At 65.1% G+C, this 24832-nt stretch carries 19 protein-coding genes and 1 tRNA gene; 7 read left to right on the plus strand and 13 right to left on the minus strand.

The features are described from left to right. Positions 1–4: 4 nt before the first annotated feature. The 4 genes from IEY07_RS15545 to IEY07_RS15560 are packed head-to-tail and all read right to left on the minus strand — an operon-like array spanning position 5 to position 6193. Positions 5–2131 carry a toprim domain-containing protein gene (locus IEY07_RS15545; protein WP_188896317.1) on the minus strand — a complete coding sequence of 709 codons (2127 nt, stop codon included), beginning with the start codon at positions 2129–2131 and terminating at the stop codon, positions 5–7. A gap of 7 nt (positions 2132–2138) precedes the next feature. Beyond that, on the minus strand, positions 2139–2309 hold the full coding sequence (locus tag IEY07_RS15550; protein WP_188896318.1) for a hypothetical protein: 171 nt from the start codon (positions 2307–2309) through the stop codon (positions 2139–2141). A 28-nt stretch (positions 2310–2337) separates the two neighbouring features. Further along, positions 2338–5934 (minus strand): MobF family relaxase, encoded by a 3597-nt coding sequence (gene mobF, locus IEY07_RS24805; protein ID WP_373288862.1) that lies wholly within the window; start codon positions 5932–5934, stop codon positions 2338–2340. Between the two features lie 25 nt (positions 5935–5959). Then, a complete protein-coding gene (locus IEY07_RS15560) occupies positions 5960–6193 on the minus strand; it encodes a hypothetical protein (RefSeq protein WP_188896320.1) in 234 nt (77 codons plus the stop codon). Between the two features lie 332 nt (positions 6194–6525). On the opposite strand from IEY07_RS15560, the gene IEY07_RS15565 reads away from it, so the two are divergent. Beyond that, positions 6526–9213, plus strand: a complete 2688-nt coding sequence (locus IEY07_RS15565; RefSeq protein ID WP_188896321.1) for a hypothetical protein — start codon at positions 6526–6528, stop codon at positions 9211–9213. A 333-nt stretch (positions 9214–9546) separates the two neighbouring features. Here the strand turns inward: IEY07_RS15565 and IEY07_RS15570 are convergent, their stop codons facing one another. Next, a complete protein-coding gene (locus tag IEY07_RS15570) occupies positions 9547–10293 on the minus strand; it encodes a helix-turn-helix domain-containing protein (protein WP_188896322.1) in 747 nt (248 codons plus the stop codon). 160 nt (positions 10294–10453) lie between these two features. Between IEY07_RS15570 and IEY07_RS24240 the strand changes: the two genes are divergently transcribed. From IEY07_RS24240 to IEY07_RS15590, 4 genes are all read left to right on the plus strand, one after another. Beyond that, positions 10454–10864: a WhiB family transcriptional regulator gene (locus tag IEY07_RS24240; protein ID WP_229670164.1), complete on the plus strand. Its 411-nt coding sequence runs from the start codon at positions 10454–10456 to the stop codon at positions 10862–10864. 220 nt (positions 10865–11084) lie between these two features. After that, positions 11085–11564, plus strand: coding sequence for a hypothetical protein (locus IEY07_RS15580; RefSeq protein WP_188896323.1), 480 nt, complete (start codon positions 11085–11087; stop codon positions 11562–11564). A gap of 2 nt (positions 11565–11566) precedes the next feature. Continuing rightward, entirely contained in the window at positions 11567–11758 is a 192-nt protein-coding gene (locus tag IEY07_RS15585) for a helix-turn-helix domain-containing protein (protein ID WP_188896324.1), read from the plus strand. Continuing rightward, on the plus strand, positions 11755–12924 hold the full coding sequence (locus IEY07_RS15590; protein WP_188896325.1) for a site-specific integrase: 1170 nt from the start codon (positions 11755–11757) through the stop codon (positions 12922–12924). Before IEY07_RS15585 ends, IEY07_RS15590 begins: the two co-directional genes overlap by 4 nt. A gap of 84 nt (positions 12925–13008) precedes the next feature. Here IEY07_RS15590 and IEY07_RS15595 read toward each other — a convergent pair. From IEY07_RS15595 to gyrB, 4 genes are all read right to left on the minus strand, one after another. Continuing rightward, positions 13009–13082 (minus strand) — tRNA-Ile (locus IEY07_RS15595). A gap of 317 nt (positions 13083–13399) precedes the next feature. Beyond that, positions 13400–14314 (minus strand): DUF3566 domain-containing protein, encoded by a 915-nt coding sequence (locus IEY07_RS15600; protein WP_229670165.1) that lies wholly within the window; start codon positions 14312–14314, stop codon positions 13400–13402. A 2-nt stretch (positions 14315–14316) separates the two neighbouring features. Further along, a complete protein-coding gene (gene gyrA / locus IEY07_RS15605) occupies positions 14317–17001 on the minus strand; it encodes a DNA gyrase subunit A (protein WP_188896327.1) in 2685 nt (894 codons plus the stop codon). Positions 17002–17059: 58 nt separating this feature from the next. Next, positions 17060–19096, minus strand: a complete 2037-nt coding sequence (gene gyrB / locus IEY07_RS15610) for a DNA topoisomerase (ATP-hydrolyzing) subunit B (protein WP_373288869.1) — start codon at positions 19094–19096, stop codon at positions 17060–17062. 382 nt (positions 19097–19478) lie between these two features. Here gyrB and IEY07_RS15615 point away from each other — a divergent pair, with 382 nt between their 5' ends. Beyond that, the gene (locus tag IEY07_RS15615; protein WP_188896328.1) at positions 19479–20456 is read left to right on the plus strand and encodes a sulfotransferase family protein; all 978 of its coding nucleotides are present in this window, start codon (positions 19479–19481) and stop codon (positions 20454–20456) included. 34 nt (positions 20457–20490) lie between these two features. On the opposite strand, the gene IEY07_RS15620 is transcribed toward IEY07_RS15615, so the two are convergent. Next, positions 20491–21399: a glycoside hydrolase family protein gene (locus IEY07_RS15620; protein WP_229670166.1), complete on the minus strand. Its 909-nt coding sequence runs from the start codon at positions 21397–21399 to the stop codon at positions 20491–20493. Between the two features lie 40 nt (positions 21400–21439). On the opposite strand from IEY07_RS15620, the gene IEY07_RS15625 reads away from it, so the two are divergent. Then, complete coding sequence (locus IEY07_RS15625) at positions 21440–22147, plus strand: hypothetical protein (RefSeq protein WP_188896330.1); 708 nt, start codon at positions 21440–21442, stop codon at positions 22145–22147. A 9-nt stretch (positions 22148–22156) separates the two neighbouring features. Here IEY07_RS15625 and IEY07_RS15630 read toward each other — a convergent pair whose 3' ends face one another. From IEY07_RS15630 to IEY07_RS15640, 3 genes are all read right to left on the minus strand, one after another. Further along, positions 22157–22729, minus strand: a complete 573-nt coding sequence (locus IEY07_RS15630) for a hypothetical protein (protein WP_188896331.1) — start codon at positions 22727–22729, stop codon at positions 22157–22159. Continuing rightward, the gene (locus tag IEY07_RS15635; RefSeq protein ID WP_188896332.1) at positions 22726–23277 is read right to left on the minus strand and encodes a hypothetical protein; all 552 of its coding nucleotides are present in this window, start codon (positions 23275–23277) and stop codon (positions 22726–22728) included. The genes IEY07_RS15630 and IEY07_RS15635 overlap by 4 nt, the downstream gene beginning before the upstream one ends. A 77-nt stretch (positions 23278–23354) precedes the next feature. Further along, a complete protein-coding gene (locus IEY07_RS15640; RefSeq protein WP_188896333.1) occupies positions 23355–24812 on the minus strand; it encodes a hypothetical protein in 1458 nt (485 codons plus the stop codon). Positions 24813–24832: the final 20 nt, after the last annotated feature.

Here is a 24832-nt window from a genome sequence, read left to right on the forward strand (position 1 = left end):
CGTCCTAACGTGCGATGGCTGGCGGTTGGATGCGTTCTGGCGGGGCGGGCTGGTGCTCGTCGTACGTCTTGGTCCGCCCGTCGAGTATCGACGAGACCGAGTCACAGTGGCTGGCGATTGCTTCGAGTGAGTCGGCCATGAATCCGGGGTGGTTCTGGGTGAGTTCGGCTGCTGCGTCGTCGGGGTGGATGCCGAGTCGTCGGGCCGCGTGGATAGCGACATCGACTCGTCGCTCGGCGGGCAGTTGGGCGGCCCATTCGACGATGTCGTGGAAGAGGCCGTACTGCCGTGGCAGGTCGTCGACGATGTGAGCGGCGACGATTCGCCGATCCACGACGACAAGCGCGCCGTCTCTTGCTGCCAGCAGCCGCTCGACGAGGTCGCTTGCATTGTCGGCGTTCAGCGATGCCGGGTCGGCGCCCGCTGGCAGTTCAGCGGTCGTGATGCTGTGCATGCCGGCTTGGGTGATCTTGGTCCAGGCGTGTTCTGCTGCTTGGCGGCCGGCGTCGTCGCCGTCGTAGGCGAGGCAGATGTTCGTCGGTTCCGCCGCAGCGATCTGTCGAGCGTGGGCGTCGGTGAATGCGGTGCCGCACGTCGCGAGCCCGTGAAAGCCGACATAGTTTGCGGCTGATGCGACGTCGATCCCGATCGCGTCGAGAGCTCCCTCGCAGACCACCGGTGCGTAGCCGGCCCGGATCACGTCCCGCAGGCCGGACAACCCGTAGACGATCTCACTCTTGGTGAAGATCGGCGATGCCGGTGAGTTGAGGTACTTCGGGGTCCTGCCGTCTGCGTCGGGTGCCGATCGGGCTGTGAACCCGACGAGGTCACCGGCCGCGTCTCGGAGAGGGATGGTCAGACGGTCGCGGAAGCGGTCGATCAGATTCCCGGTCCGCGCTCTGGTCGCCATCCCTGCGGCCTGGATGTGGTCGTCGCTGTAGCCGAGGGATCGCAGATGATCAGTAAGGACGGTCCAGCCGGCGGGCGCGTACCCGATCCCGTGGGAATCAATGGCGCTCGCCAGCTTCCGGCCGTCCAGGTATTCGGGCACCCACGAGTCGCGCACTCGGGAACGGAAGAAGTCCTGGCTGTCGGCGACGACACCGACCAGGACCGCCCGTTCGACGGGAGGCTCGGCACGGACTTCTGTCTCTTCGCGGAGCGTCTCTGTCTTCTCGGCGGCGAGGCTGGCTCGAGTCGCGAGGGCGATATCGGCGGCGTTCGGGATCTCCGTCGATCCGGTCGCCTCGATGATCGTGTGCGCAGCACCCAAAACCCGCCGGCCTGTGCGGGCAACGATGTCGGCCATCGGGACGTGTTCGGCGTCGGCAAGTCCGAAGGCCCAGTTCGCGACGTACAGGAAGGAATAGCTGTCTGTGGCAACTCCGTGTGCGGCCAGCGTCAGGTAGGCAACGGATTCGGCCTCGACTTCCTTGATTCCGCGACACGGGTCCGAATCGAGATCTTCACCGGTGTGCAGGAGGATGTGGGCCAGCTCCTGGGCGAGCGTCTTGACGGCCTGCAGGCCGTCGACGTCGTCGCGAACCCAGACCTCACGACGGGTCGGCATCGTGATGCCATTGGCGTCACCGAGTTGATCACTGCCCGCGCGGAGCAGCCGATATCCCCTCTCGGCGACCTCGCGTCCCAGCGCCTCCCACAGCCCCCCGGGTGCCTGTCCTTCGAGCAGGGTCGGACGGACCGGCGTCGGAACGGGCGGACCGCTGGTCTGCTTGATGTCGAACACCGAGACGGGCCGGTAGCCGACGACCGTTCTGCGGAACAGCTGATTTCCGCTCGCATCCCGTACTGGTTGGCCGTGATCGTCGGTGACCTCAGTACGGCGGGTGACCGGAGCCAGAACCTTGATGGATCGTTCGCCCCGTTGGACGTGCCGGTCGACCGACTTCCAGGTCGTGTAGCTGGCCACCGCTGTCGCGTCCGGCCGTTGGGCCATGATCAACATGAGGTTGTCGAAGCTGTAGCGGTGCAGCCTGACGGCGAAGTCCAGCCAGGCTCGCCACTGCTCTCGTGTCTCGATCGCGCCAACCGCGGAACGGAGTTGATCATGCAGCTGTTCGAGGGTGAGCCGGGCGGGTGTCTGTCCCACCTCGGCCTTGGTCGCAGCCATGACGCTGCTACGTCCTTTCCAGGTCGGCGATCCGTGTCGCCTGGCGGGTGAGCTCCGCTTGCTGGGCTCGGACCGTCGCGGTGAGATCGTCGAGCTGGTTCTGAAGCAACTCGATGACCAACGGCAGGTCCGGCGTGCTGGTGATCGGCTGGTCGCTGGTGTGTGTGGTGTTCGGCATCTGATCTCCCTTGTTCATAGGCACTTGTTCATAGGCTTCGCGCTGGCCCGCGACTGTCGGCTGCTGGTCGGTCGTCGTGAGCGGTTGGCACGGATTCGAGCTGGACGAGGAGTCGGTGCGCACCGCTAGCTTTGGCGGTGGTGTGGCTGCTGCGGATCGCGCGATGGGCTGCGGACCAGGCGTGGTCCTGGCGGGTCCGCGGTTGTGGCCGAGGGCCGAGCGGGTCGTCGGTCGCGACGTCGTAGACCGCCCGGTAGGCGGCGACCTGCCGTACGGCCTCGGTGCGCGCTGTGCCGTGTCCGATCTCTCCCAGCCACGGCCGCGCTTCGCGCACGGCTTCTGTGGCGAGCTGGCTGATGCGCCCGGCCATCTCTGCGTATCGTTCGGGCAGGTACGCGTCCCAGGGCGACGGCAGCCTGCGGGGCGGCGCGGCTGCAAGCCACTCGGGAACTTCTGGTTCGATCCGCAGAGGATCTGTGCTGTGGAGGAGCCGGTCGAGCCGATGCGCCATCACTTCGGTGTCGCACCGGGAATCTGCCCATCCGGACAGGTGCTCGGCCGCGTCGAGCACCTCTTCCACTGTCCGGCCAGCTGCCTCGGCCCGGTGCAGTCGCCGTACGACGTTGGGCCACGCGAGATCGGCGCTCAGGCCGGGATGGACGTGCTCGGCAGCAATCCGGTAGCGGTCTCCAGTCTGTACGTCGAGGGCGTGCTCGTACTCCACGGCCATCCGGTGAAGATCATCGACACTGGCGATCGCCTCGCGGATCGTCTCGCCTGCCGACAGCTCAATCCCTGTCCGGGCAATGATCGTTTTCAGCACGTCTGCGGCGCTGCCGGCGACGTCCGGGTGGTGGTCCGGGCCCGGATCGGTCATCACTGCCACGTACAGGTGGGTTGACTGCCGAGCCCGGCTCAGACCGACATACAAGTCTTCACGCTTCATTCGCGGATCGATCACAAGGTGCGCACGATCAACCGTCAGACCTTGGGACCGTCGGATCGTACGGGCGTAGTCGAGCTCGACCTGGGAACGTACGTACTCCGGCGGCAACGTGACCCGGCCACGATGGCCGCGGTGGACCACCGTGAGCGCGCCGTCCTCGTGGACCTGCTCGACCGCCCACGAGTCGCCGTTCTTCACCCAGTCCCGACCCGCGTGAACTGCCAGCAAACGCTCATTGCGCCGGGTCGCGATCCAATCACCGGCCCCGGCAACATTCCCGTCGTGCAGCCGAGTGCCCTCAACCGTGACCAGACCGGCGACAACTCGATCACCGCGAGCACGAGCGTTGAGTGCCGACACCTCCGTCGACGACGATGCGAGCAGTGCACTGTGGCGGCCGACGCGGACGTCGGCCAACCAGGCTTCGTACGCCGCCTCAGGTATCGCTTCGTCGGTGCCGGCCACGACGCGATTCCGTGTCAGATAGAAGTCGGCGGCCGCCGGATGGCCGTTGCGGATCTGCAGGGTGGCCCGTGCTTCGGCGGGGTCGGCGAAGCGGACCACTTGCTCCATGCGGACGGCGCCGACTTCGTGCGCGATCTGCCGGATCACACCGCCGGCCTCGATCGCACCCAGCTGCTGATCATCACCGATCAGCCGTACGACCGCACCGGCAGCCTGCGCGCGGGCCACGATGCGATCCAAAGTCAATGTCCCGGACAGGCCTGCCTCGTCAATCAAGATCAACGTGCCAGCCACGATCTCCGGCTGATCATGATCAAACTTCGCGACCGTATCCGCACTCACACCCAGCTCCGACGACAACACCTCCGCCGCCGCAGCCGACGGCGCCAGCGGGACAACCTGCCGGCCGGAACTCCCCCAAGCGGCCACAACCGCCTCCATCGCGGTCGTCTTGCCCGCACCCGCCGGCGCCAGCCCCAGTTGCACGACCCTTCCAGAAAGACAGAACGCCCGAACCATCCGTTCCTGCCCGCCATTCAAGGCCCGCTTCCCGGACGCGCTTGCGGAGATCGCGTCGGCGACGTGTTCACGGTCAGCGACAACTGGGCATCGCTGGCGGGCGGCGGTGACGATCCGCTCCTCGGCATCCAGAAGCTGTGTGGTGGTGAATCGCGCCGACCCGCGCTCGGTGAAAACAGACTCGCCGTCGGCCCTTCGCAACTCTGGCGGTTCGGCCAGCGTGCGTGGCGTCTCGATCCGGATGGACCGCGCCGGATGAGTGGCGGCTGCGACGATCCGCTCCACCAACTCATCCCGGTCCGCGGTCCGGATCGGGCGCGATTGCCGCTGTGCCTCGGCGCGAACGTGATGGACATTCCACGTCGATCTCGACGAGGACAACACCCGCACGACCTCGTCGGCCAGCGACTCGATTTGGAATTGCCGGGCATGGAATTCCCGCCCTTGAACCTGTCGCTCGATATAGGTTTCAACGCTGGAGACGTCCAGGACGGTCTCGGCCTCACTCCTCCAGGTGTCGACCATCTGCTCCAAGGAGCGGCCGAGTTGCTTATCGGGACGATCCGACAGGGTCGCCTGCTGGTACAACTTCAGTCGCGCCGAATCGGACGGCTCATGGCCATGTTCGTTGCGATAGCCGGCAAGCAGCTCCCGATAGCTGCCCTCAATATCGTGCCGCCGTTTCGAAAAGCGCGTGATCAAAGGTGCGGGAACTCCAACGATCTCTCGGACGGCACGATGACTCTCATCTCGTCCGGACCGCTCAGCAAACGACACCTGAAGGCGGGCTCGCAACTCGTCCTCTATCCGGGTGTTGTAGCGCTCCGAGAGAGACACGGCGGCGGCGAACAACGCCCGCCCATCCAAGGATCTCCACTTACCGTCCAGGCCTTGCACCTTGTTCGAAATCGCCACATGCGTGTGCAAGTCCGGGTCGCCGGCACGAGAGTCCCAATGATCGAACACCGCCGCGATCACCCCGGACGTATCGATCTGCGCCTGCCCCTCAGTCCCGGCACGGGTATAGGCGGCATTGCGTTCCAGCCAGTCGATCGCATCGGCAACCGCCGTCTGATGAGCCTCATGGATCTGTCGACGTGTCGCTACCGACCCCAAGCCCCACAACACCGCAACCGACTTCACCGGCGTGAAGACAAAGTCATAACCCGCCACCGCCGCCTTGGTCGAAGCTCGGGCAGCGGTATCCAACTCTAGAGGATCGACCGGATTCCTGCCCTCCCGCTCAACGAACTCCTCAACGAGAAGCCGCTGACGAATCTCGACCTTCTCTTCGTCAGTCAGCCGTCTGCTCAACTCCCGTTCGCGGTTGCGGAAGGCACGCGCGATTCGCTGATCTCGGTCCGGCGAGCGGCCGTACACAGGAAACCGCCGGCCCAGCCGAACAGCCCTGTCCACCGCATCCGGGCTCACCCCTCGGCGGATCAATGCCTTCCGGATCGTGCTGGCGTTCGGATGCAGACCCTGCCCGAACAGAGCCTGCATCTGTTCTTCAGTTACCATTCCGCGAACGTCGAGGATCTCTGACAGCGTTCCCGACCACGTACCGGGTGGCTGGCCGGAAGCCGCGTAGTAGCTGGAGAGTGACCGTCCTGGCACGGCGGGACTGTCGTGGATGGCCACCGATCGGATCAAATACAGGTAGCCATCCCCGGCGTGAAGCACGTGGATGGTCATCACAGGTGATAACTGTAGTTACCATTCAGAGGATCTGCAAGAGGTGTGTCCTGAAGGCCTCGATAGCGCCGAAGAGCGCGCAGTTTCCGGAGGACGCCCCCGGATACACGCGGCCCGACTTCACGCTACGGCCACAGTCGGCGTGGGTGGAGCCGTGCCATCTGATCGTCTTCGACCTGCCCGTGACGAGCGCACCGACCTGATCAGGCCGGCGTTGGAGGAGCGTCGTCGCCTGCTGGAGGATCTGATTGCTGCTCATGCGGCGGTGCTGGTGGTCGGATGGAGACCGATGATCTGGACAAGGCACAGCTGTGGTCGGAGCAGCTGCTGCGGTGGTGTGGAGGGCATCGTGGCCGACCGAGCCGATCAGGTTGCACCGTCGCGCAAAACCTGCCTCTTGGCGTCATCCCGCAGTCGCCCAGCACGGCCGCAATAGCGGAGTCCTGAGCCGCGCCGTCACTTGGGAGTCACCCAATTGCCGCCGCGCCGGAGCGTTCGTCTAGACCAGTCCCACCGTCGTTGCCGCCAAGCCAGCGACTCAACCTGCACAACAGTCCCCGGGGAGCCGGAGTGCCGATTAGTGTCTGCACCATGCACGACTGGTGGCCGCCCGACGGTTGGTGGAACGACGGCGCAGTTCTGAACCGAGCAGCCTCTCTTCTATTGACGTTAGCCCAAGTAAACGCAACGATCGTCGCGTTCATTCTCGGGCTTGGGATCGTCACCGTGCAGTTCGCCGCCAGGTTCGATATTCCCAATATTCGCCTTCGCCGAAGAGACACTACATTCCTACTCGTGTACACGTTGATAGGCGTGATTCTCCCGCTCCTCTGGAGTCTGCGACCGAACGTAGGTGGTGCGGCGATAGTTACGATTGGTTCCCTCGGCTTTATCATCGCCACTCCAATCCGCGCCGTGCGGGCCGCACGAGCAGGAATGCCGTTGGAGCTCGCTCAAGCTGCCGTCCGCAGCGCCAGCCGTAAACACTCCCGGCGTGGTCATGGCAAACGCATCGCCGCTGCCCATGCGAGTCTCCTGTCGATCCGAAGCACCACCGGTCCCGGCGACGTTCGTGACCAGGTCCAGGCGTGTCTCCAGCGCGTGCTCCTCGAGGCGCTCCGTGCGGGTCAGGATGGCGACGCGGCTCGGATCGTTGCCAGCGTTGTGGGCCAAGTTGACGACGGCGCCGAGCGTCGCTTGTTTCAGTTCGCGGATTGGCTGGTCCTCCACCGGAGCGAGTTGTGTGCGAACCAGTCGGTAAGCCAGGAAGCGTGGAATGCGCTGCAACGGCTGTGCCTACGCGCCGGTGAGGACAATATCGACCTGACAGCTCAGGCGGCCAGACTCGCTACATCGATATCAGTTGGGCGCGTACGTGCATGCTTTCAAGAGTCATCGATGTTAGCGCCACGTGACGATCTTGACTATCCATACGTGCAATTGTCCGTACAGGTGGCTGAACAGCTCCAGCACTTGTTTCACGACGTGCAGCAGCTCGCAGTGCTGCTGGTCGAGAAGGTGCCCGAACTGGAACGGGCCAGACCTATCTTTGAGGCAGCTTGCGAGCTTCTCACCGAGCCGTCACATGAGGTTCTCCTCGCGGACGACATGCCGATCGAGTTGCCGTTCGACAGCGCCGAGTTGCTGTATCAGCGAATGGTCGAGGAACACAGTGCCGCCCCGGACGACCGCGAGATCAGAGCTCGACTTAGTTTGCTCATTGACGTTCCACTTCAGCTCCTGGAGGCCGCACAAGCTGGTGGCCATGTTTACGCCGAGAGCAGTCGCCGAATTTTTCGCGGTTATCTGCGCTGGATTGATGACGCCGCGCAACACCGAACGCTTTGGTTGATGACGAAGTTGACAGAAGCGTTGCAACGGCGTGTGCGCGCTGACTTTGTGATTCAAGGCTCTTATCGACACACAATGGCCAGCCGCATAAGTAGCATGCTGCTGCTTTCAGCAGTCGCCGAGCAATTAGGTGCTACCGCAGCGCAGACTCAGCGCCGATGGGTTGACGTGGAGAAGTGGGACTCGGGCGCATATCCTCTCTTCAACGTCATTAGCTGGGGTCATGAAAGGTACATGCCTGCCGTCGCCAGGGCTTTCCTGCCGGCACTGGAAGCGCACTTCCTCAAGCACCGCGCGAAAGATGGAAGGGGGCTAATGGAATTCGATCTGGCCTTCGCACCCTACGACATCATTCATGACTGGCTCATGCCACACGAACGGCCAGACGTGCTGCTTAGCGTCCTAATTGCGCGTTGGCGACGCGCGCTCTCCGAGGATTATCGGCGGCCCGAACTGCAAGCTCGGCGTGAAGCGGAGAGTGAATCTCGGATGTTGCAAGATGCCGATCCGAAGTTCCGGAAAGAGCTTGAGGAGTTGCTCGCGCGACCGAATAACTCACCTTCAGCAGAGTTCTTGGCTGAATCCGTCGCCGTGTTGACGACGGCACGCTCGTTGCTAGAACGCGCGGTGACTGTTCGGACAAACGGTGTAGGCATCGCTTCTCGAACATATGAGGGATGGAGGCGGGCCGCCGCCTCATGGCTTCAGCAAGCGCGCGGTGCCGCAGACCCGGACATACCCTCTCTGCTTGTCGGTATCGAGGCTCTGTCGACTGACCCAGCCCGCATCGCCGAGGACTTCCGCAAGCCCATCATGACTAATCGCACAGGCCAGGGCGGAACTCACGATATGTGGCAAACGGTCTTTGGATATCTCACCCCCAACGACACGATGTTGTCCGGCCGGCGCGGGGATTGGGAACGCGCTGATCTTCCCGCGCGAACTTACTGTCTACTGCCAGAGTGGGAAGGGGGATCCCACGGATGGATTGTAGCGGTCGAGGAAGATCGCAGCTACCGACTCCTAGTGCTCGAGAATGCCGACGGCACCTGCGACGACCAAATCCCATTCTCGCCGAAGTATCTTCCGGACGTGATCTTGAAGGATGCACTCGGCGATTTAATGCGTTGCACCACCTGCTTCGGACTACTTGACGACGGCAGGCGCAACCGTCTGACATGCCCCAGCTGCAATGGAGAGGGCTACCTGCCGAACATTCAATTGCTTCGTGCGGAGACGTATCAGTTCATCATGGGGCTCAAGGCGCATGGGGTTGCTCCTCCACCTCCGCAGACCAGTTTTATTCGCGGATTGCAGCAAGCCGAGGTCTGCGGAAAACTCCGGGTCTTTACTAGCCACACGCTACGGGAACACCTAGCCGATGCGATTCAATGCATCGCCGAGGCGGAAGCTGGTCGGCGTGGATAGCTTCGTGGTCTGTGCTATCTCGGGCGGCTACGGTCTCGTCGGACCGTGGATCTGATCGAAGGCCTCGTCATTTCGTTCCATCGCGCTCCAGTCACGAAAGCATGGGTCGAGTCCACCAATCACCGCCAGTCAGCAGTGGGATCCGGACACCTGTCCTATGCTTGCCTAGTCGCGACCATGCCATCCCATGACGCACGCTCGGAACTGACGGCGGTTCTTCACTTAGAAGCCCGTCAGTCAACGCGCTGCGAGCGGGCTCGCCGCTGCCATGTCGCCCCGCTGGGTCCGCCGCGGACTGCGTGGGCTCCAACATTGGCGTCCCGGACTGACCGATTACGAGCGATGCCCGGAGTCACTTCTGAGCACGGGCCCGGCGAGCGCCCAAACACGGTCGAATGTATTGGCATAGAACTGAAAGACGGGGCTTTCATTGCATTCAAGTCGGAACACCGGAGACTGGGCTGCCCACACGCCGTGAACGTGGGTGTTGATCAATAGGGTGTCGTCGAATCGGAATTGGCTAGCATACAACGTCGTCCCATGGGAGCGGACGTGTGCGGCCGCCCCGACGTCGCGCACGAGGTAAGTCGCCGTCGTACGACACCGCTCCGGAAGCCAGGCCAGCTCAAGCTCCTCGGCCCTGGCATTGAGGGCAGCACTATCCGGATCACCAACCAGCACGCGGATCGCTGCCCCCTGTCCCGCCTTGAATCGAAGCACGTCCGCGAGATCCAGGGTCTCGATGAGGAACGCTCCAGCGTAGATCAGGATGTCGATCTGCCGTTTCGCTTGACCAAACAGCGAGTGCCAGGTCTCCGACGAGATCGCGGTGCGGGTCGGCCAGATGCCGCCGACCCCCTCCGTCTCACCACCAAGACCGTCGGCCAGCAGCGCCGGCCATAGATACGTCTCCTCATGGCCCAGCGCCCGAGCGACGCGGTGACGCGTGATCGGGTACGGCATCCGGTCCTCTGTCAGCCAGCGCTGCACGGTCTTCACGTCGACTTCAGCCAGCTGCGCTAGGCGCGCGGCCGTGATCTCGGCGTTCAGCATCGCGCCGCGGAGCCGACGGTTGACCATTAACTCAGGTTACCAGTCTCAGACGCCATCTGATCCAGAGTAGATGTCTTCAGATGTCCGCCGGATGCGGTGCCGTTGTCCACAGATCCTCACCAACCTTGTATCCGAGCGCACTATCACGCACACGTTTGGAGCATCAGCACCAGGCCAGGGAGCACCAATGAACCACAACCGCATCAACAGCCCATCGGTCAGCCGAGACCGGCTCGTCGACCTCGTTGTCTTCGAGTACCGATCACTCGTGGTCCGTCGTCTCGGCGTGACCGCCGAGTGGCGAGTCCTGGAATGGACCGACTCGGCTGCCTGTGCAGCAGAGCCCGAAGCCACCGCCGACATGTGCCAGCGCTGTCCAGCTGTCGGAGAGTGCCTCGCCGCGGCGCTGGCGAGCGATGATCGCGCCGAGTGGCGGGGCGGACTGAGCCGGGACGATCGCGAGCACCTGTGGGCCGGCATGGAGCGTACCTATCGCGAGGTTCGTGACATCGAACTTATGCGCCTCGACGTTGATCATCTGATCAGCGGTCGGCGTCCGGCGACCCGGCTGCACACCGTGAACGGAACCGAACCATGATCACGAAGAGGGTAGACGACGCCACGGTCGTGGACTTCACGCGACTGTTGACCGCGATCGCTCGCGAATCACTGCGTGACCATCGCATGCCTGATGTTGCGTCCATTGTGACAAGGTCCCTCGCCGCAGCCGCTGCGAACGTCGGCGGTCCAGAGTGCCTTCTTGCCCGACGCTCCGGATCGTGGGAAGCCTCGTGTCTACACGAACTCTGCTTGGTGCGATGGGCGAGAACCCGGATCAGTGGTGGACGCTGATGACCGAGCCCGTCACGTTCTCACTGAATGTCGCGGAGCTGATCGAGAACCCTGATCTTCATCCAGGCCTGGCCGGCCTCGACGAAGCGGAGGACAAGCTCGACGCCAGCTTCAGCGACTGCGCCGACCAAGATCAAATGGCGGAGGCACACGACGCGGCGCTCACCGGATTGAACAGGCGGTACACAGACGGCTACGCGTTGTACGCCGAGCGATTCGTCACCGCCGTCAAATCAGCCGCCACCGACCTAGGTCTGCCGCTGCCACCGCGGGTAGTCGTCGACGACGATCCGCAGTCGGCCTGGTGGGACGACGGCGCGATTCGGAACTCGGCAAATACAGACTCTGCCCTCGTCATCGACCTCTGGGAGCGTGCCCACGCAATCGTGCCGCTACCGAATGTGGACATTCGGCTCGATCCGCCCGAACCGACGAAGGGAGGTTGATCATGGTCCAGCACACTGTCGTGCCGGTCTTGTACACCGTCGGGGAGGCCGCGGAAGCCCTACGACTGAGCCGCTCGGTGATCTACGAACTGATCCGCTCCGGTCGGCTGCGCACTGTCAAGCAGGGCCGCCGTCGTCTCGTCCCCGTGCATGCTCTCGACGAGTACGTCGAGTCGCTGGGAAGTCTGCGATGACCAAGCGCGAGCAGGGCGCCGGCTCCCTGTTCTGGAACGAGGCGCGCAAACGCTGGATCGTCTCGGTGACGGTCGGATACGACGGCAGCGGCCGTCGGATCGCTCGAAGAGCCTCGGCCCGTACGAGGACCGAAGCGAAGGCGAAGCTGCGTGAGCTGATCCAGGCGCGGGACGCAGGAACGGCAATCCAGGCCACCAAGGCGTACACCGTTGGTGATGCCGTCAAGGATTGGTTGGACTACGGGTTGGGCGACGTGGGGCCGTCGACGGCGAACAAGTACCGCAGCCTGGCCTCCCGGCACATCACACCGCTTCTCGGCAAGCGGAAGCTCAAGGACCTCACCGCAGGTGAAGTTGATCGATGGATCGCCAGCCGTGCGGAGGTCTTGAGTAGTGAACCCCTGCGCAGGGTCCACGCCTGCCTGAACCGTTCCGTCCGGCGCGCGATGGCGCGGGACCTGGTGCAGCGCAATGTCGTCGAACTAGTCAAAGTGCCGCCAGGACGCGGCGGCCGACCGTCGAAATCACTAACGCCTGAGATCGTCGATCAGGTGCTGACGCTGACCGTCGACGATCCGCTCCACGCCTATATCGTCGTTTCACTGCTGACCGGCGGGCGTACCGAGGAGCTGCGGGCGCTCCAGTGGTCCAACGTCCACCTTGACGAGTCTCGTGTTGGCAACCGGGTAGTGCCTTCCCACCTCGAAGTGTGGCGCTCGGTGCGGTCGACCGGGGACACGAAGACGCGCAGGTCGAGAAGGACCCTGGCTCTCCCGGTGCGTTGCGTCGGCGTGCTCCGACGTCACCGAGCACAGCAGGATCGACAACGATTGGCCGCCGGCGATCAATGGCACGACACCGATCTGGTCTTCACCACCGATATCGGCGGGGAGTTGGACGCAGCAAGCGTCAGGCGCGACTTCCGTCGAGCCCTGGGCCTCGTGCCCGGCATCAACCCGGACGACTGGACGCCGCGCGAGATGCGGCACTCGTTCGTGTCGATTCTGTCGGACGCCGGCGTCCCGCTCGAGGAGATCTCCCGGTTGGTCGGTCACAGCGGGACGGCCGTGACCGAACTCGTCTACCGACACCAGCTCAGGCCGGTCATCGAATCAGGCGCGACGGTGATGGATCAACTGTTTCGCGAACCGCCCAAACAGTGTTGAAACGCGTGGCCGGTGTGTATCAGTTTGTATCTCAGGTGCCGTCCGACCAACGGCCGCGGATGGTGTTTCCCCTAGTCAGATGGGTGGGCCTAACTGGACTTGAACCAGTGACCTTTGCCTTATCAGGGCAACGCTCTAACCGACTGAGCTATAGGCCCGCGATCCCGGTGGAGCCGCGTACCGCGTCTCACGCCGAAGCGAAACGGTATCCCATCGGAGCCAGCAGACTCAAATCGGATGCCGCCGACCCAAGCCGCCCCGGCCGTATGACTCCGCGCGGTGAGAAACGTACGCCGCAGAGGTCGGCACCGCCTTCATACGACGCCACGTGGCGCCAAATGGACACAAGAATACGTCCGCACCCCCGGACCAAGTACGGCTCCCCGCCACGGTCGGAAAACGCACCGGAAGTCGGCGATTCAGCGCATCGACGCCGACACCGGTCGGAAAACGCACACGGACGACGGAGCGGGGATCAGTCCTCGGCGAGGGTGACCTCGAGACCGCCGAGCATGGTGGCCGCGAGGTTGTAGAGGAATGAGGCCAGGGTCGCCAGAGCGGTGAAGATCACCACGTCGATACAAGCCAGGAACGCGGTCACCCCCATCACCTTCTGGGTGTTGACGTAGTCCTCGACCCGGAACGGGGTGGTGTCGCCCGGGCTCTGCAGCACGCTGCCGACGATCGAGTCGATCGAACTGAAGAGGCCCGACGAACCGATCACGGTCCAGACCGCGAAGACGGCGACCACGAAGACGATGCCGGCCGCGATGGAGAACATGAAGGACGTCTTCATCACCGACCACGGATCGAGCCGGGACAGCCGCAGACGTGCCTTGCGGGTCCCGCGGGCCGCGCCGGCCTTGGGCTTGTCCTTGACCGCGGTCACCGTCACCGCGGGGTTCGCCGCCACCGGCGGAGTTGACGGCAGCACCGGGGTGCGTACGGCCTCGGCAGCCGGAGCCGCTGAGCTGGTCCGCTCGGCGAGCTTCTCCGTGTCCTCGGGCTTCTCCGCCTTGGGCTTGGGCCGTACGGCGTTCAGCACTGAGCTGGCGATCCCACTGATCCCCGTGGTCGGCTCGTCGTCGGACCCATCCTCCGACGGCTTCGACGGCACAGGATTGCCGCCGGATCGGGCCACCGGCTGGTTGGGAACCGGTTGGTTCGGCCGCTGAGCGGGCCTGGCCTGTGGCGTCAGCTTGTCCCGATCGGGTGCCGGCGCGGTCGCGCCGCCGTTCGTGCCGCTGCGGCCGTTCGACCCGTTCGATCCGCTGCGGGCAGCAACCGAGGCGGCCGCAGCCGCGTAGAAGTCGTCCGACCCGGCGGCATTGCCCCGGTCTGTGGGCGCCGCCCCGGAAGACCCCTCGGGTCCCCTGCTGCGTTCACTCACGGTCATTCCTCCGGTTCGTCGTCCGTCTCATCGGCGATCTCGGCATCCGACTCGTCGTCGGTTGCGCCTGAATCCGAGGCCACCGACTCCGATTCTGCCTGCTCCGATTCGCTGACCGGAGCGGACTCGCCCTCAACCTTCGCAGAATCGCCATCGGCGAGCGAATCCGCGCCGGCATCGGTATCAGCTTCAGCGTCATCCAACTCGGGAGCCGCCTCCGGATTCAAGGCGATCACCGCGACCGAGTCCCCATTGTTAACTCCAACGAACTTCACACCCATGGTGTCCCGGCCTTTCACCGCGACTTCAGCAACAGCGCTGCGGGTGATCTGTCCGCTGGCCTTGATCGCGATGACCTCGTCGTTCTCCCGGACCACCAGACCGCCGACCAGCTGGCCGCGGGAATCGTTCAGCCGCATAGCCTTGATGCCCAGGCCGCCACGACCCTGGCGCCGATACTCCGAGACGGCCGTCCGCTTGCCGAAACCGCCGTCGGTCACGGTGAAGACGAACCAGCTGTCCTCTTCGAGATCGGCGCTGATCCGGGTCAGGCTCAGCAACTCGTCGCCGTCCCGGAATTTCATCCCGGTCACGCCGGAGGTCGCCCGGCCCATCGGCCGCAGTTGTGCGTCGTCGGCCGGGAACCGGATCGCCTGACCCTTCCGGGAGATCAGCAGCACATCGTCCTCGGCACTGCACAGCTGGGCGCCGATCAGCTCGTCGTCGTCGTCGCGGAAGTTCACCGCGATGATGCCGGCCTGCCGCGGAGAGTCGTACAGCGACAGCTCGGTCTTCTTGACCAGGCCCTTCTTCGTCGCCAGCAGCAGATAGGGCGCATCCTCGTACGACCGCAGCGTCAGCACCTGCGCGATCTGCTCGTCCGGCAGGAACGACAGCAGTCCGGCGACGTGACTGCCGCGCGCGTCCCGGTTCGCCTCGGGCAGCTGCCACACCTTGGCCCGGTAGACCCGGCCCTTGTTGGTGAAGAACAGGATCCACTGGTGGTTGCTGGTCGCGAAGAGGTGCACGACCTCGTCGTCGGCGCGCAGCGTCGCACCGCGGACGCCCTTGCCGCCGCGACGCTGCACCCGGTACGCGTCGGTGTTGGTCCGCTTGGCGTAGCCGCCGCGGGTGATGGTGACGACCACGTCCCGGTCGGGGATGAAGTCCTCGGCCGACATGTCGCCGTCGGCGGCGATGATCTCGGTACGCCGCTCGTCGCCGTACTTATCGACGATCTCGGCCAGCTCGGTGGAGACAATCTGCCGCTGCCGCTCGGGCTTGGCCAGGATGTCCTGGTAGTCGGCGATCTGGCGCTCGAAATCAGCCAGCGTGTCCACGATCCGCTGGCGCTCCATCGCCGCCAGCCGGCGCAGCTGCATGTCCAGGATCGCGGTGGCCTGGACCTCGTCGACCTCCAGCAGCTCCATCAGGCCCTGCCGGGCCTCGTCGGTGGTCGGGCTGCGGCGGATCAGCGCGATCACTTCGTCCAGCGCGTCCAGCGCCTTGACGTAGCCGCGGAACAGGTGCGCCCGCTTCTCGGTCTCGGCCAGCCGATATTCGGTACGCCGCCGGATCACGGTGATCTGGTGCGTGACCCAGTAGGAGATGAACTGGTCCAGCCGTAGCGTCCGCGGCACGTCGTCGACCAGCGCCAGCATGTTGCAGCCGAAGCTGTCCTGCAGCTGGGTGTGCTTGTAGAGGTTGTTGAGCACCACCCGCGGCTGGGCGTCACGCTTGAGCACGATCACCAGTCGCTGTCCGGTCCGCGCCGACGAGTCGTCGCGGATGTCGGCGATCCCGTTCAGCTTGCCGGTGTTGACCAGCTCGGCGATCTTGAGGCTGAGGTTGTCCGGGTTGACCATGTACGGCAGCTCGGTCACCACCAGCTGGTTGCGGCCGGTCTTGGCGTCCTCTTCGATCTCGACCACAGCGCGCATGATCACCGAGCCGCGACCGGTCCGGTACGCGTCCTCGATGCCCTTGCGGCCGACGATCAGTGCGCCGTTGGGGAAGTCCGGGCCCTTGACCCGTTCGATGGCCGCCTCGAGCAGCTCTTCCTCGGTCGCCTCGGGGTGCTGCAGCGCCCACTGCACGGCCTCGGAGACCTCGCGCAGGTTGTGGGTCGGGATGTTGGTCGCCATGCCGACCGCGATACCGGTCGAGCCGTTGACCAGCAGGTTGGGGAACCGCGCCGGCAGAACCACCGGCTCCTGGGTCTTGCCGTCGTAGTTGGCCTTGAAGTCGACGGTGTCCTCGTCGATGTCGCGGACCATCTCCATCGCCAGCGGCGCCATCTTGCACTCGGTGTAGCGCATCGCCGCAGCCGGGTCGTTGCCCTGCGAGCCGAAGTTGCCCTGGCCGTCCACCAGCCGGTAGCGCATCACCCACGGCTGCGCCAGCCGAACGAGGGTGTCGTAGATCGCGCTGTCGCCGTGCGGGTGGTACTGGCCCATCACCTCGCCGACCACGCGGGCGCACTTGTTCCACCCGCGGTCCGGCCGGTAGCCGCCGTCGTACATCCCATAGAGGATGCGGCGGTGCACCGGCTTCAGACCATCGGTGACGTCGGGCAACGCGCGCCCGACGATCACGCTCATCGCGTAATCGAGATAGGACTTCTGGATCTCGTCCTGAAGATCAACAGGCTCGAGCCGCTCGTCCCGCGGCGGGGTAACTTCAGTCATAGTTCTGCCATCACTTCCACAAGATCACTGATCTTGGTCACGCTCGTCTTGACCAAGATCAGATATCGAGAAAACGTACGTCCTTGGCGTTGCGCTGGATGAACGTCCGGCGCTGCTCGACGTCCTCGCCCATCAGGATCGAGAACATCTCGTCGGCGCGGGCCGCATCGTCCAACGTCACCTGCAACAGGATCCGCTTCTCCGGATCCATGGTGGTGTCCCACAGATCTCCGGCGTCCATCTCACCCAGGCCCTTGTAGCGCTGGATCGGCGCTTCCCGCGGCAACTTCTTGCCTGCTTCGGATCCCGCCCGCAGCAGGGCATCACGCTCGGCGTCGCTGTAGGCGAGTTCGTGGGCCGAATTGGTCCACTTCAGTCGGTACAACGGCGGCTGCGCCAGGAACACGTGGCCGGCCTCGATCAACGGCCGCATGAAGCGGAACATCAGCGTCAGCAACAAGGTGCGGATGTGGGCACCGTCGACATCCGCGTCGGCCATCATCACGATCTTGTGGTAGCGCAGCTTCTCGATGTCGAAGTCGTCGTGCACGCCGGTGCCCAGAGCGGAGATGATCGCCTGGACCTCGTTGTTCTGCATGATCTTGTCGATCCGCGCCTTCTCGACGTTGAGGATCTTGCCGCGGATCGGCAGGATCGCCTGGATCCGCGGATCCCGGCCGCCCTTGGCCGAACCACCGGCCGAGTCGCCCTCGACGATGAAGACCTCGCACTCGGTCGGATTCGTCGACGAGCAGTCGGACAACTTGCCCGGCAGCCCCGAGCGACCCAGGAGGCCCTTGCGATCACGGGCAGCGTCACGCGCCTTGCGAGCGGCGATCCTGGCCACCGACGCGGCGATGCCCTTGCGGATGATGTCCTTGCCCTCGGTCGGATTCTCCTCGAACCAGTCGCTCAACTTGTCATTGACAGCCTGCTGCACAAAGGATTTCGCCTCGGTGTTGCCCAGTTTGGTCTTGGTCTGGCCCTCGAACTGGGGGTCGGTGAGCTTGATCGAGATGATCGCGGTGAGGCCTTCACGGATGTCGTCGCCGGACAACCGATCCTCGCGCTTCTTGATCATGCCCCACTGCTCGCCCCACTTGTTGACGGTGTAGGTCAGCGCCGCGCGCAGACCCTCCTCGTGGGTGCCGCCCTCGTGCGTGTTGATCGTATTGGCGAAGGTGTGGACGGACTCGGCGAAGGAGCTGTTCCACTGCATCGCCAACTCCAGGCCGATGGTCTCCCGCTCCGACTCGATGTCGATCACGGGCGAGATCGCCGTCTTGGTACCTGTCAGGTACTTGACGTAATCCTTCAGACCCTCGTCGTACTTGAAGGTGTCCTCGTGGTGGCTGCCGTCCTCGTCCGGCCGGTCCTCCCGCTCGTCCTTGATCGAGATCGACAAGCCCTTGTTGAGGAAGGCCATCTCCCGCAGCCGGGTGGCCAACGTCTCGTACGAATAGACCGTCGTCTCGAAGATCTCGTCGCTGGCCCAGAAGGTGGTCGTGGTGCCGGTCTCGGAGGTCTCTTCGTGCCGCTCCAGCGGTCCGGTCGGCACACCCATCTCGAAGGCCTGGGTCCACCGGTAGCCGTCGCGCTTGATGTCCACCTCATAGCGCTTCGACAGCGCATTCACCACCGAGGCGCCAACGCCGTGCAGACCGCCCGAGACCTTGTAACCGCCGCCACCGAACTTGCCGCCGGCATGCAGCACGGTCAGGATCACCGTCACCGCCGGGATCTTCTCGGTCGGATGCTCCTTGACCGGGATACCGCGGCCGTTGTCGACGACCCGAACACCGCCGTCGGCCAGCAGGGTCACCTGGATCGTGTCGCAATAGCCGGCCAGTGCCTCGTCGACCGCGTTGTCCACGATCTCGGTGACCAGATGGTGCAGACCGCGCTCACCGGTCGAGCCGATGTACATACCCGGCCGCTTGCGGACCGCCTCGAGACCCTCGAGGACGGTGATCGAGTCGGAGTCGTAAGTGTCCCCGACCGGTGGCAGACCGGGAGAAGTGGGAGATGCGGGATCAGGCTCTGCGCCGGAAAGATCGCTGGGAGAATCGGGTACCTGGGGCTCATCCGGACGAATCTGATTGTCAGGGGTTTCGCCGAAGTTGTTGTCGGGGGTATCGGTCACCGGTTCAATTCTCCTGTCACACCGTCGCTGCACATCCGCGGTTCGCACCGCGCTCACACGCAGAGGCCAGTCTACCGCGATCCAGGACGATAGCGGAGGTTGTTCACAGGCGAACTTGCGGCTGAACGGCTGCTCAGAGGCCTTCCAGCCCGGTTTCGGGCCACTAGTGGGGCCCTACATGTGGACCCATACGCACCCGGACCCTCCCAGGGGCTTGGAGAGCCGATCTGCCGACAGGCGCTAATCGGTTCACAGAACGCCTGCCAGCGGCGGCCGCGTTCTGATCTGATCCGATCACGACCCGGGTGCTAGCCACTGGTCCTAGTATCCCTTCATGGATACTCGGAAATGCCTGCCGGATGTGCTCATCATCGGGGCACCTAAGGCCGGGACGAGCGCCCTGCACAGCGCTCTGGCCGGGCATCCGCAGATCTTCGCGTCCCCGATCAAGGAGCCCAAGTACTACCTGTGCGCTGACGCGCCACCGCCCGCGTACAGAGGTCCGGGTGACGCCCACAGCCAGCAGGAGTGGATCTGGCGGGCCGAGGACTACCGGGCACTCTTCGCGGATTCGCCGGCGGAGGCAGTGCGGCTGGAGAGCACACCCTTCTACCTCTATCTGCCGCACGCCCGGCGCCGGCTGGCCGAGGAGTTGCCGGCCGCGAAGTTCATCGCGGTGATCCGCGACCCGATCGACCGGGCCTATTCCAACTGGATGCACCTGTGGGTCGACGGCCTGGAGCCGGAGGCCGATTTTGTCAGGGCCTGGCGCTCCGAGAAGCATCGGATCGATGCCGGGTGGGCGCCGTTCTGGCACTACCGGCAGCTCGGGCGCTACGGCGAGCAACTCGCGGACCTGTCCGCCCGGGTCGGCCTGGAACGGATCCTGGTGCTGCGGTACAAGCAGCTGGTGGCGGAGCCGACGGTGACGCTCAACCGGGTCTGCGAATTCCTCGGGATCGCCACCGACGTGGTCGCCAGCGTTCCGCAGGACAATTCCCGGCCGTTCGTACGCCCCGGGCTACGAGCCACCGTGCTCGGCCGGACCATCCGCGCCGGGTCGGCAGCAGGATCGCTTGTCCGCCCCGAGTTGTGGCGGCAGGCGGCCCGTCCGATCCACAAGGCGCTGCAGTACGGTCAGCCCGCCCAGCGGCCGCGGTTGGCGCCGGAGATCAGGGCCGAATTGGTCCAGGAGTTCTCTGACGACATCGCGCTGCTGGAGAGTCTGCTGAACACCTCGTATGCGGACTGGCGGTCCAGCATCGGCAGCGGTTCCTTCAGCGAGCGCACCGGTCCGGTCGCCCAGGGCTGATCCGACCGGCTGATCCGACCGGCTGCCTCCGGACTCAGCCCAGGCTGGTCATCAGGTCGTGCGATCCGTCGGCTCGCGCGGCCTCGAAGTAGAAGCGCCGACCGCCGCCCGGCAGGTCGACCACGCTGACGTAGCGGAATGCGCCGTCGCCCTCGGGCGAGGTCGCGACCGGTCCGTCACCGACGGCGGCCAGCCCGTCATCAGACTGCCGGGCCACGCCGGTCTGCTCGAACCAGTTCTGCTCCAATGCGGCGCGTCCGTCATAGAGCGCGATCAGCGGATCCTGTTGCAGCACCGCTGTCATCCGGGCACCGCGGGCGTTCCAGGTCCCCGGCGTGCCGGCCAGCACCTCGCCCCGGTCGACCCAGGTCAGGCCGTCCTCGCTGGTCGCGTACCGGGTGGTCATCCGATCCTCCTGGCCGGCCTCGGTCAACGGGTGGCAGCAATACCACAGCTGCCAACCTCGTTCGGTGCGCAGCACGACCGGATCCTTGACACCGACGGTTGCGTCTCCCGGCAGCACGAGCCTCCGACGCCCTGACGGCAACCCCTCGATCCGGTCCGCGTCGACCGCCTCGATCCACCAGTGCTTGGAATCCGGGGTCGCGCAGCTCAGATAGAGCCGCCAGCCGCCGTCCGGCAACGGCACCAGCGCCGGCCGTTCGAAGGATGCGGCCCCGTACGCGTCCCGCTCCACCTCGCAGACGCCGGAGAACCGTATGCCGTCGGTCGAGCGGGCGACGACCACGCTGACTCCGCGGCCCTCGACGACCGGCCGCCGCATCCTGTAGGCCAGCCAGAAGATGCCGTCGTGCAGCACCGCACTCGGGGCTCCGGCCCAGTTTCCGGATCCCTCCCCCGGTGCCGGGACAACGACCTCGGCGTCCTCGAACCGGGGCAACGAAAGGTCGGCGGCGGGATCGGATTCGCGGAGCGGGCTCACGAGCCGCATCGTAGGCCACCCGATCGCTAGACTCCCCGACGTGACCGCACCGGATCGTACGACCGACGGAGCGCGAGGCGCGTCCGTCTGGCTCGACGACGCGCCGGTCGACCCGACCTGGGCTGCACCCCAGGATCCCGACGGGCCGACCCCGGGCCGCAACCGGCGACGGGTCCTCGCGATCGGGGTCCCGATCCTCGCGGTGATCGTGCTGATCGGTGCGGTGTTCGCCCTCGGCGGCTTCCGCGAGCGCGACGACACCGTCACCGACATCGCCGGGGGCCACGCCTTCACCAACGGTCCCTACGACTTGACCTTCTCCTCCGCCACCGTGCAGCAGGCGACGGGATACGGCAAGTACAAGACGATCCAGAAGGTCGTCGTCACCGGCACTGTGCGGAACAACGGCGACAAGGCGATGTCACCTTCGAGCGACTGGTTCCTGGCCGACGGCATCAGCCACGGCGGGGTCCAGACCGCGGAGAGCGCCATCATCGGTGACCCACAGCTGTTCGACCGGCCGATGGATGTGGCGCCTGGCCTGCCCCCGGTGCGGATCGACGTCGAATTCGACTTCCCGCCGACCTTCAAGGACGGCGAGGTGGTGTTCGCGATGCGCCGGGTGACCTACGGCACCCACAGCTATCTGACCGGGGCCGCAGCTGGTGACTCCTACTGGGATGCCAGTGGCAGCGACTTGTTCCGGCTCCGCCTGCACCTCACTCGGATCGCTCCCGACGACTACTGATCCGGCGGATCAGGCCGCTGGGGTGAGCACCTTGGTCGGCGCCGGAGACGTGAGATCCTCCACGCCGATGCCGTAGAGGCGGTCCGCGAAGGCGGCCGGAATCAGATAGATCTGCTCGTAGTCCCATGGCTTGCCCGGCGTGACCGGATGCTCGTCGTCGCCGCAGTACTGCGGCTTCTTCCGATCGAAGAACTCCGCGTTCGACTCCCAGGTACGCTTGCCGTCGGCGACCAACTCCACCGAGCAGAGCGGGTCCTTGTTGGCGGTGACGATCTGCAGATCCGCGATCACGTAGGTGGTGCCGGGCTGGGCCTGGTGGGTCTCGTCGCCGTCGGTGATCACCCCGGTCCGGGTCAGCGAGACCAGCGTGAACGTGACGCCTTTGACGGTCGCGCTGTCACCGGCCGGCAATTGCCGGAAGCGTGAGTAGGTGTGGCTGCCCGCGTAGGTCATCCAGATGAACAGGTAGATCAGCACGAGGGCGAAGGCCATCGAGGCCATCAGCCAGGACCGGCGCCGGTCCGAGCGCTGGATGAGCTTGTCGACCCGATCCGTAGGGCGTTGTTGTGTCGATGCACTCATCCCAGCGGCTCCGAGCTTGCCGAGCCGACCTGCAGCGTACGGCCCTTCGCCGCGGCCACCCACTGCGCCGCATTCTGCTGGGTGATGCCGAGCCGGATGTGCACCTTCTGCGGCGTCACGTGGATGAATTCGGAGCGATAGAGCTCCAGGTAGGCACCCGCGATGTGGTTCGGATCGACCTCGAAGAGCAAGTCGCCGGTGCTGGCGAAGCCGGCCTCGGCGGTGATCGAGGTGTTCGGTCCGAAAGCCGCATAGGTCCGCCCGCCAGCCTGCACCGAGACGCCGTCGTCACCTCCGACCGTGTACTTGGTGCCTGGCGCCTCCACCCGCAGGGTCACGGCCAGGATCATCCCTCCGGTCTTGTACCGGTCGTCGTCGGTCTGGCCGGCCATCGCCGTGCCGGTGCGGACGTCGGTCACCCGGACAATGGCGTTGTCCAGGCGCAGGGACTGGTGAATGTCGCCGGTGCGGATGACTTCACCGGAGATGTTCTGGGTGACATTGACCCCGATCCCGGCGACCACGACGCAGGCGAGCGCGATGATCACCGACGCCAGCCGGTGAGGCCGCGCCCCGACCCCTGGGCTGCTTGTAACGCTTGAGCTGGTCGAAACGCCTGGGCTGCTCATCGGACACCCGCCGTCTCCGGCACCGGGGTGCCCCGGGATCCCAGATCGGCCGCAGCAACCTCGCGTGCGGCTTCGACGGCGCCGACCTCGAGATTCGCGGTTCCCCTGCTCTCGGCGCGCAACCGGAAGATCATCAAGCATCGGCGCAGTGCGACGGCCAACAGACACAGGCGCCACGGCTCGAACGGCAACGAGGTGACGAAGTCCTGGGCCGGCAGGAAGACCATCCAGAAGGTCATCGGATGACCCCCGATGGTCTGGTTCAGCGCCCAGCTCCAGATCGAGCTTCCAACGGCCTGGGCGGAGTAGACCACGACGTACGCGCCCAGGAAGGTGAATCCGGCGCGCAGCACCAGCCGGAGCGAGTGCAGTGTCGGCAGGTACTTGTCGTCGATGTCGCCGAAGAACGCCTCCCGGATCTCGGCCACCAGCCTCGCTCCGGTCGTCTCGTGGTGTTCTCCACCGTGCTGCTGCCCGCCGGCCGCCTCCTGGCGTGCTGCACGCTCGAGGGCGCGGCGGGCCAGCCGGACCCGGCTGGCCAGCGGCCGGCCGCGGCGCCACAGCTCGGCTACCGAGATCACGCTGGAGCCGTAGACCAGCGCCGCGATGGCCAGCCAGAAGATCGGCTGGGTGAGCCCGGACGTGATCACCGGCCAGACCTGGTTGCTGATGAAGGAGCCGATTCCGGCGAAGAACACGTCCGGGTTGATACCGGTCAGGGCGATCAGGTTGCCGACCGCATGCCGGACATCGGAGATCCAGACCATGAACTGGCGGTCCTTCAACCACAACGGGATCCTGGCCAGCAGGTCGTAGCCGAAGGTGATGGTCACCAGGACGAAGAAGGCCTCGATGAAGGCGACGACGATGCCCAACGGCCGGAAGCCGGTCCGTTCGTGGACCAGGTCGAGGCCGCGGCGCAGGATGTAGGTGCCGACGATGATGGCCAGCACGAGGACGTACCGCCTCGCCGGCACGTCAGCACCGTTCAACCGGATCTGCCCAAGAATCCCCTGGTTTCCCCATATTCCACCGCTGCGGAAGTCCGATTCGATCACCAGTTGGCTGCTGGCGTCCTGGATCAGCCCGAATGCTGTGTAGATCCCCAGGAACGGCAGCAGGGTCAGCGCCAGTAGGCGGGTGACGCCGGCGTCGCGGTCGTCGTCCTCCTGCTCCTCTTTGGGGATCAAGTGCCGTACGCCCAGGGCATTGCCGACCATCCGCAGGATCAGCACCAGCGCCGCCAACCGGCTCACGAACGCGATCGCGAAGATCACCAGGCTCAGCCAAGCGGTCAGGTCGCCGGCGATCTCCGCCAGCTTGAAGCACACCTCATAGCCCAACCACCCCAGGACGTAGATGGTCAGGATCTTGGGCAGCAACCGCCACCAGATCCGGGTGGTGTCCACCAACAGGATCCGGATGTCGGTCCACAGCATGGCCAGTGCGGTCATCGCTGGTGATCCTAAACGGT

The organism is Microlunatus endophyticus (genome assembly GCF_014646195.1).
In the GTDB taxonomy this organism is placed as follows: domain Bacteria; phylum Actinomycetota; class Actinomycetes; order Propionibacteriales; family Propionibacteriaceae; genus Microlunatus; species Microlunatus endophyticus.

Excerpts from the sequence above, each read along its gene's own strand:
- IEY07_RS15545 (WP_188896317.1), bottom strand. The coding sequence starts at position 2,131 with ATGGCTGCGACCAAGGCCGAGGTGGGACAGACACCCGCCCGGCTCACC.
- IEY07_RS15640 (WP_188896333.1), bottom strand. The coding sequence starts at position 24,812 with ATGACCGCACTGGCCATGCTGTGGACCGACATCCGGATCCTGTTGGTG.
- IEY07_RS15580 (WP_188896323.1), top strand. The coding sequence starts at position 11,085 with ATGGGCGAGAACCCGGATCAGTGGTGGACGCTGATGACCGAGCCCGTC.
- IEY07_RS15630 (WP_188896331.1), bottom strand. The coding sequence starts at position 22,729 with ATGAGTGCATCGACACAACAACGCCCTACGGATCGGGTCGACAAGCTC.
- IEY07_RS15550 (WP_188896318.1), bottom strand. The coding sequence starts at position 2,309 with ATGCCGAACACCACACACACCAGCGACCAGCCGATCACCAGCACGCCG.
- IEY07_RS15560 (WP_188896320.1), bottom strand. The coding sequence starts at position 6,193 with ATGAGCAGCAATCAGATCCTCCAGCAGGCGACGACGCTCCTCCAACGC.
- IEY07_RS24240 (WP_229670164.1), top strand. The coding sequence starts at position 10,454 with ATGAACCACAACCGCATCAACAGCCCATCGGTCAGCCGAGACCGGCTC.
- gyrA (WP_188896327.1), bottom strand. The coding sequence starts at position 17,001 with ATGACTGAAGTTACCCCGCCGCGGGACGAGCGGCTCGAGCCTGTTGAT.
- mobF (WP_373288862.1), bottom strand. The coding sequence starts at position 5,934 with ATGACCATCCACGTGCTTCACGCCGGGGATGGCTACCTGTATTTGATC.
- IEY07_RS15565 (WP_188896321.1), top strand. The coding sequence starts at position 6,526 with ATGCACGACTGGTGGCCGCCCGACGGTTGGTGGAACGACGGCGCAGTT.
- IEY07_RS15590 (WP_188896325.1), top strand. The coding sequence starts at position 11,755 with ATGACCAAGCGCGAGCAGGGCGCCGGCTCCCTGTTCTGGAACGAGGCG.
- IEY07_RS15570 (WP_188896322.1), bottom strand. The coding sequence starts at position 10,293 with ATGGTCAACCGTCGGCTCCGCGGCGCGATGCTGAACGCCGAGATCACG.
- IEY07_RS15585 (WP_188896324.1), top strand. The coding sequence starts at position 11,567 with ATGGTCCAGCACACTGTCGTGCCGGTCTTGTACACCGTCGGGGAGGCC.
- IEY07_RS15615 (WP_188896328.1), top strand. The coding sequence starts at position 19,479 with ATGGATACTCGGAAATGCCTGCCGGATGTGCTCATCATCGGGGCACCT.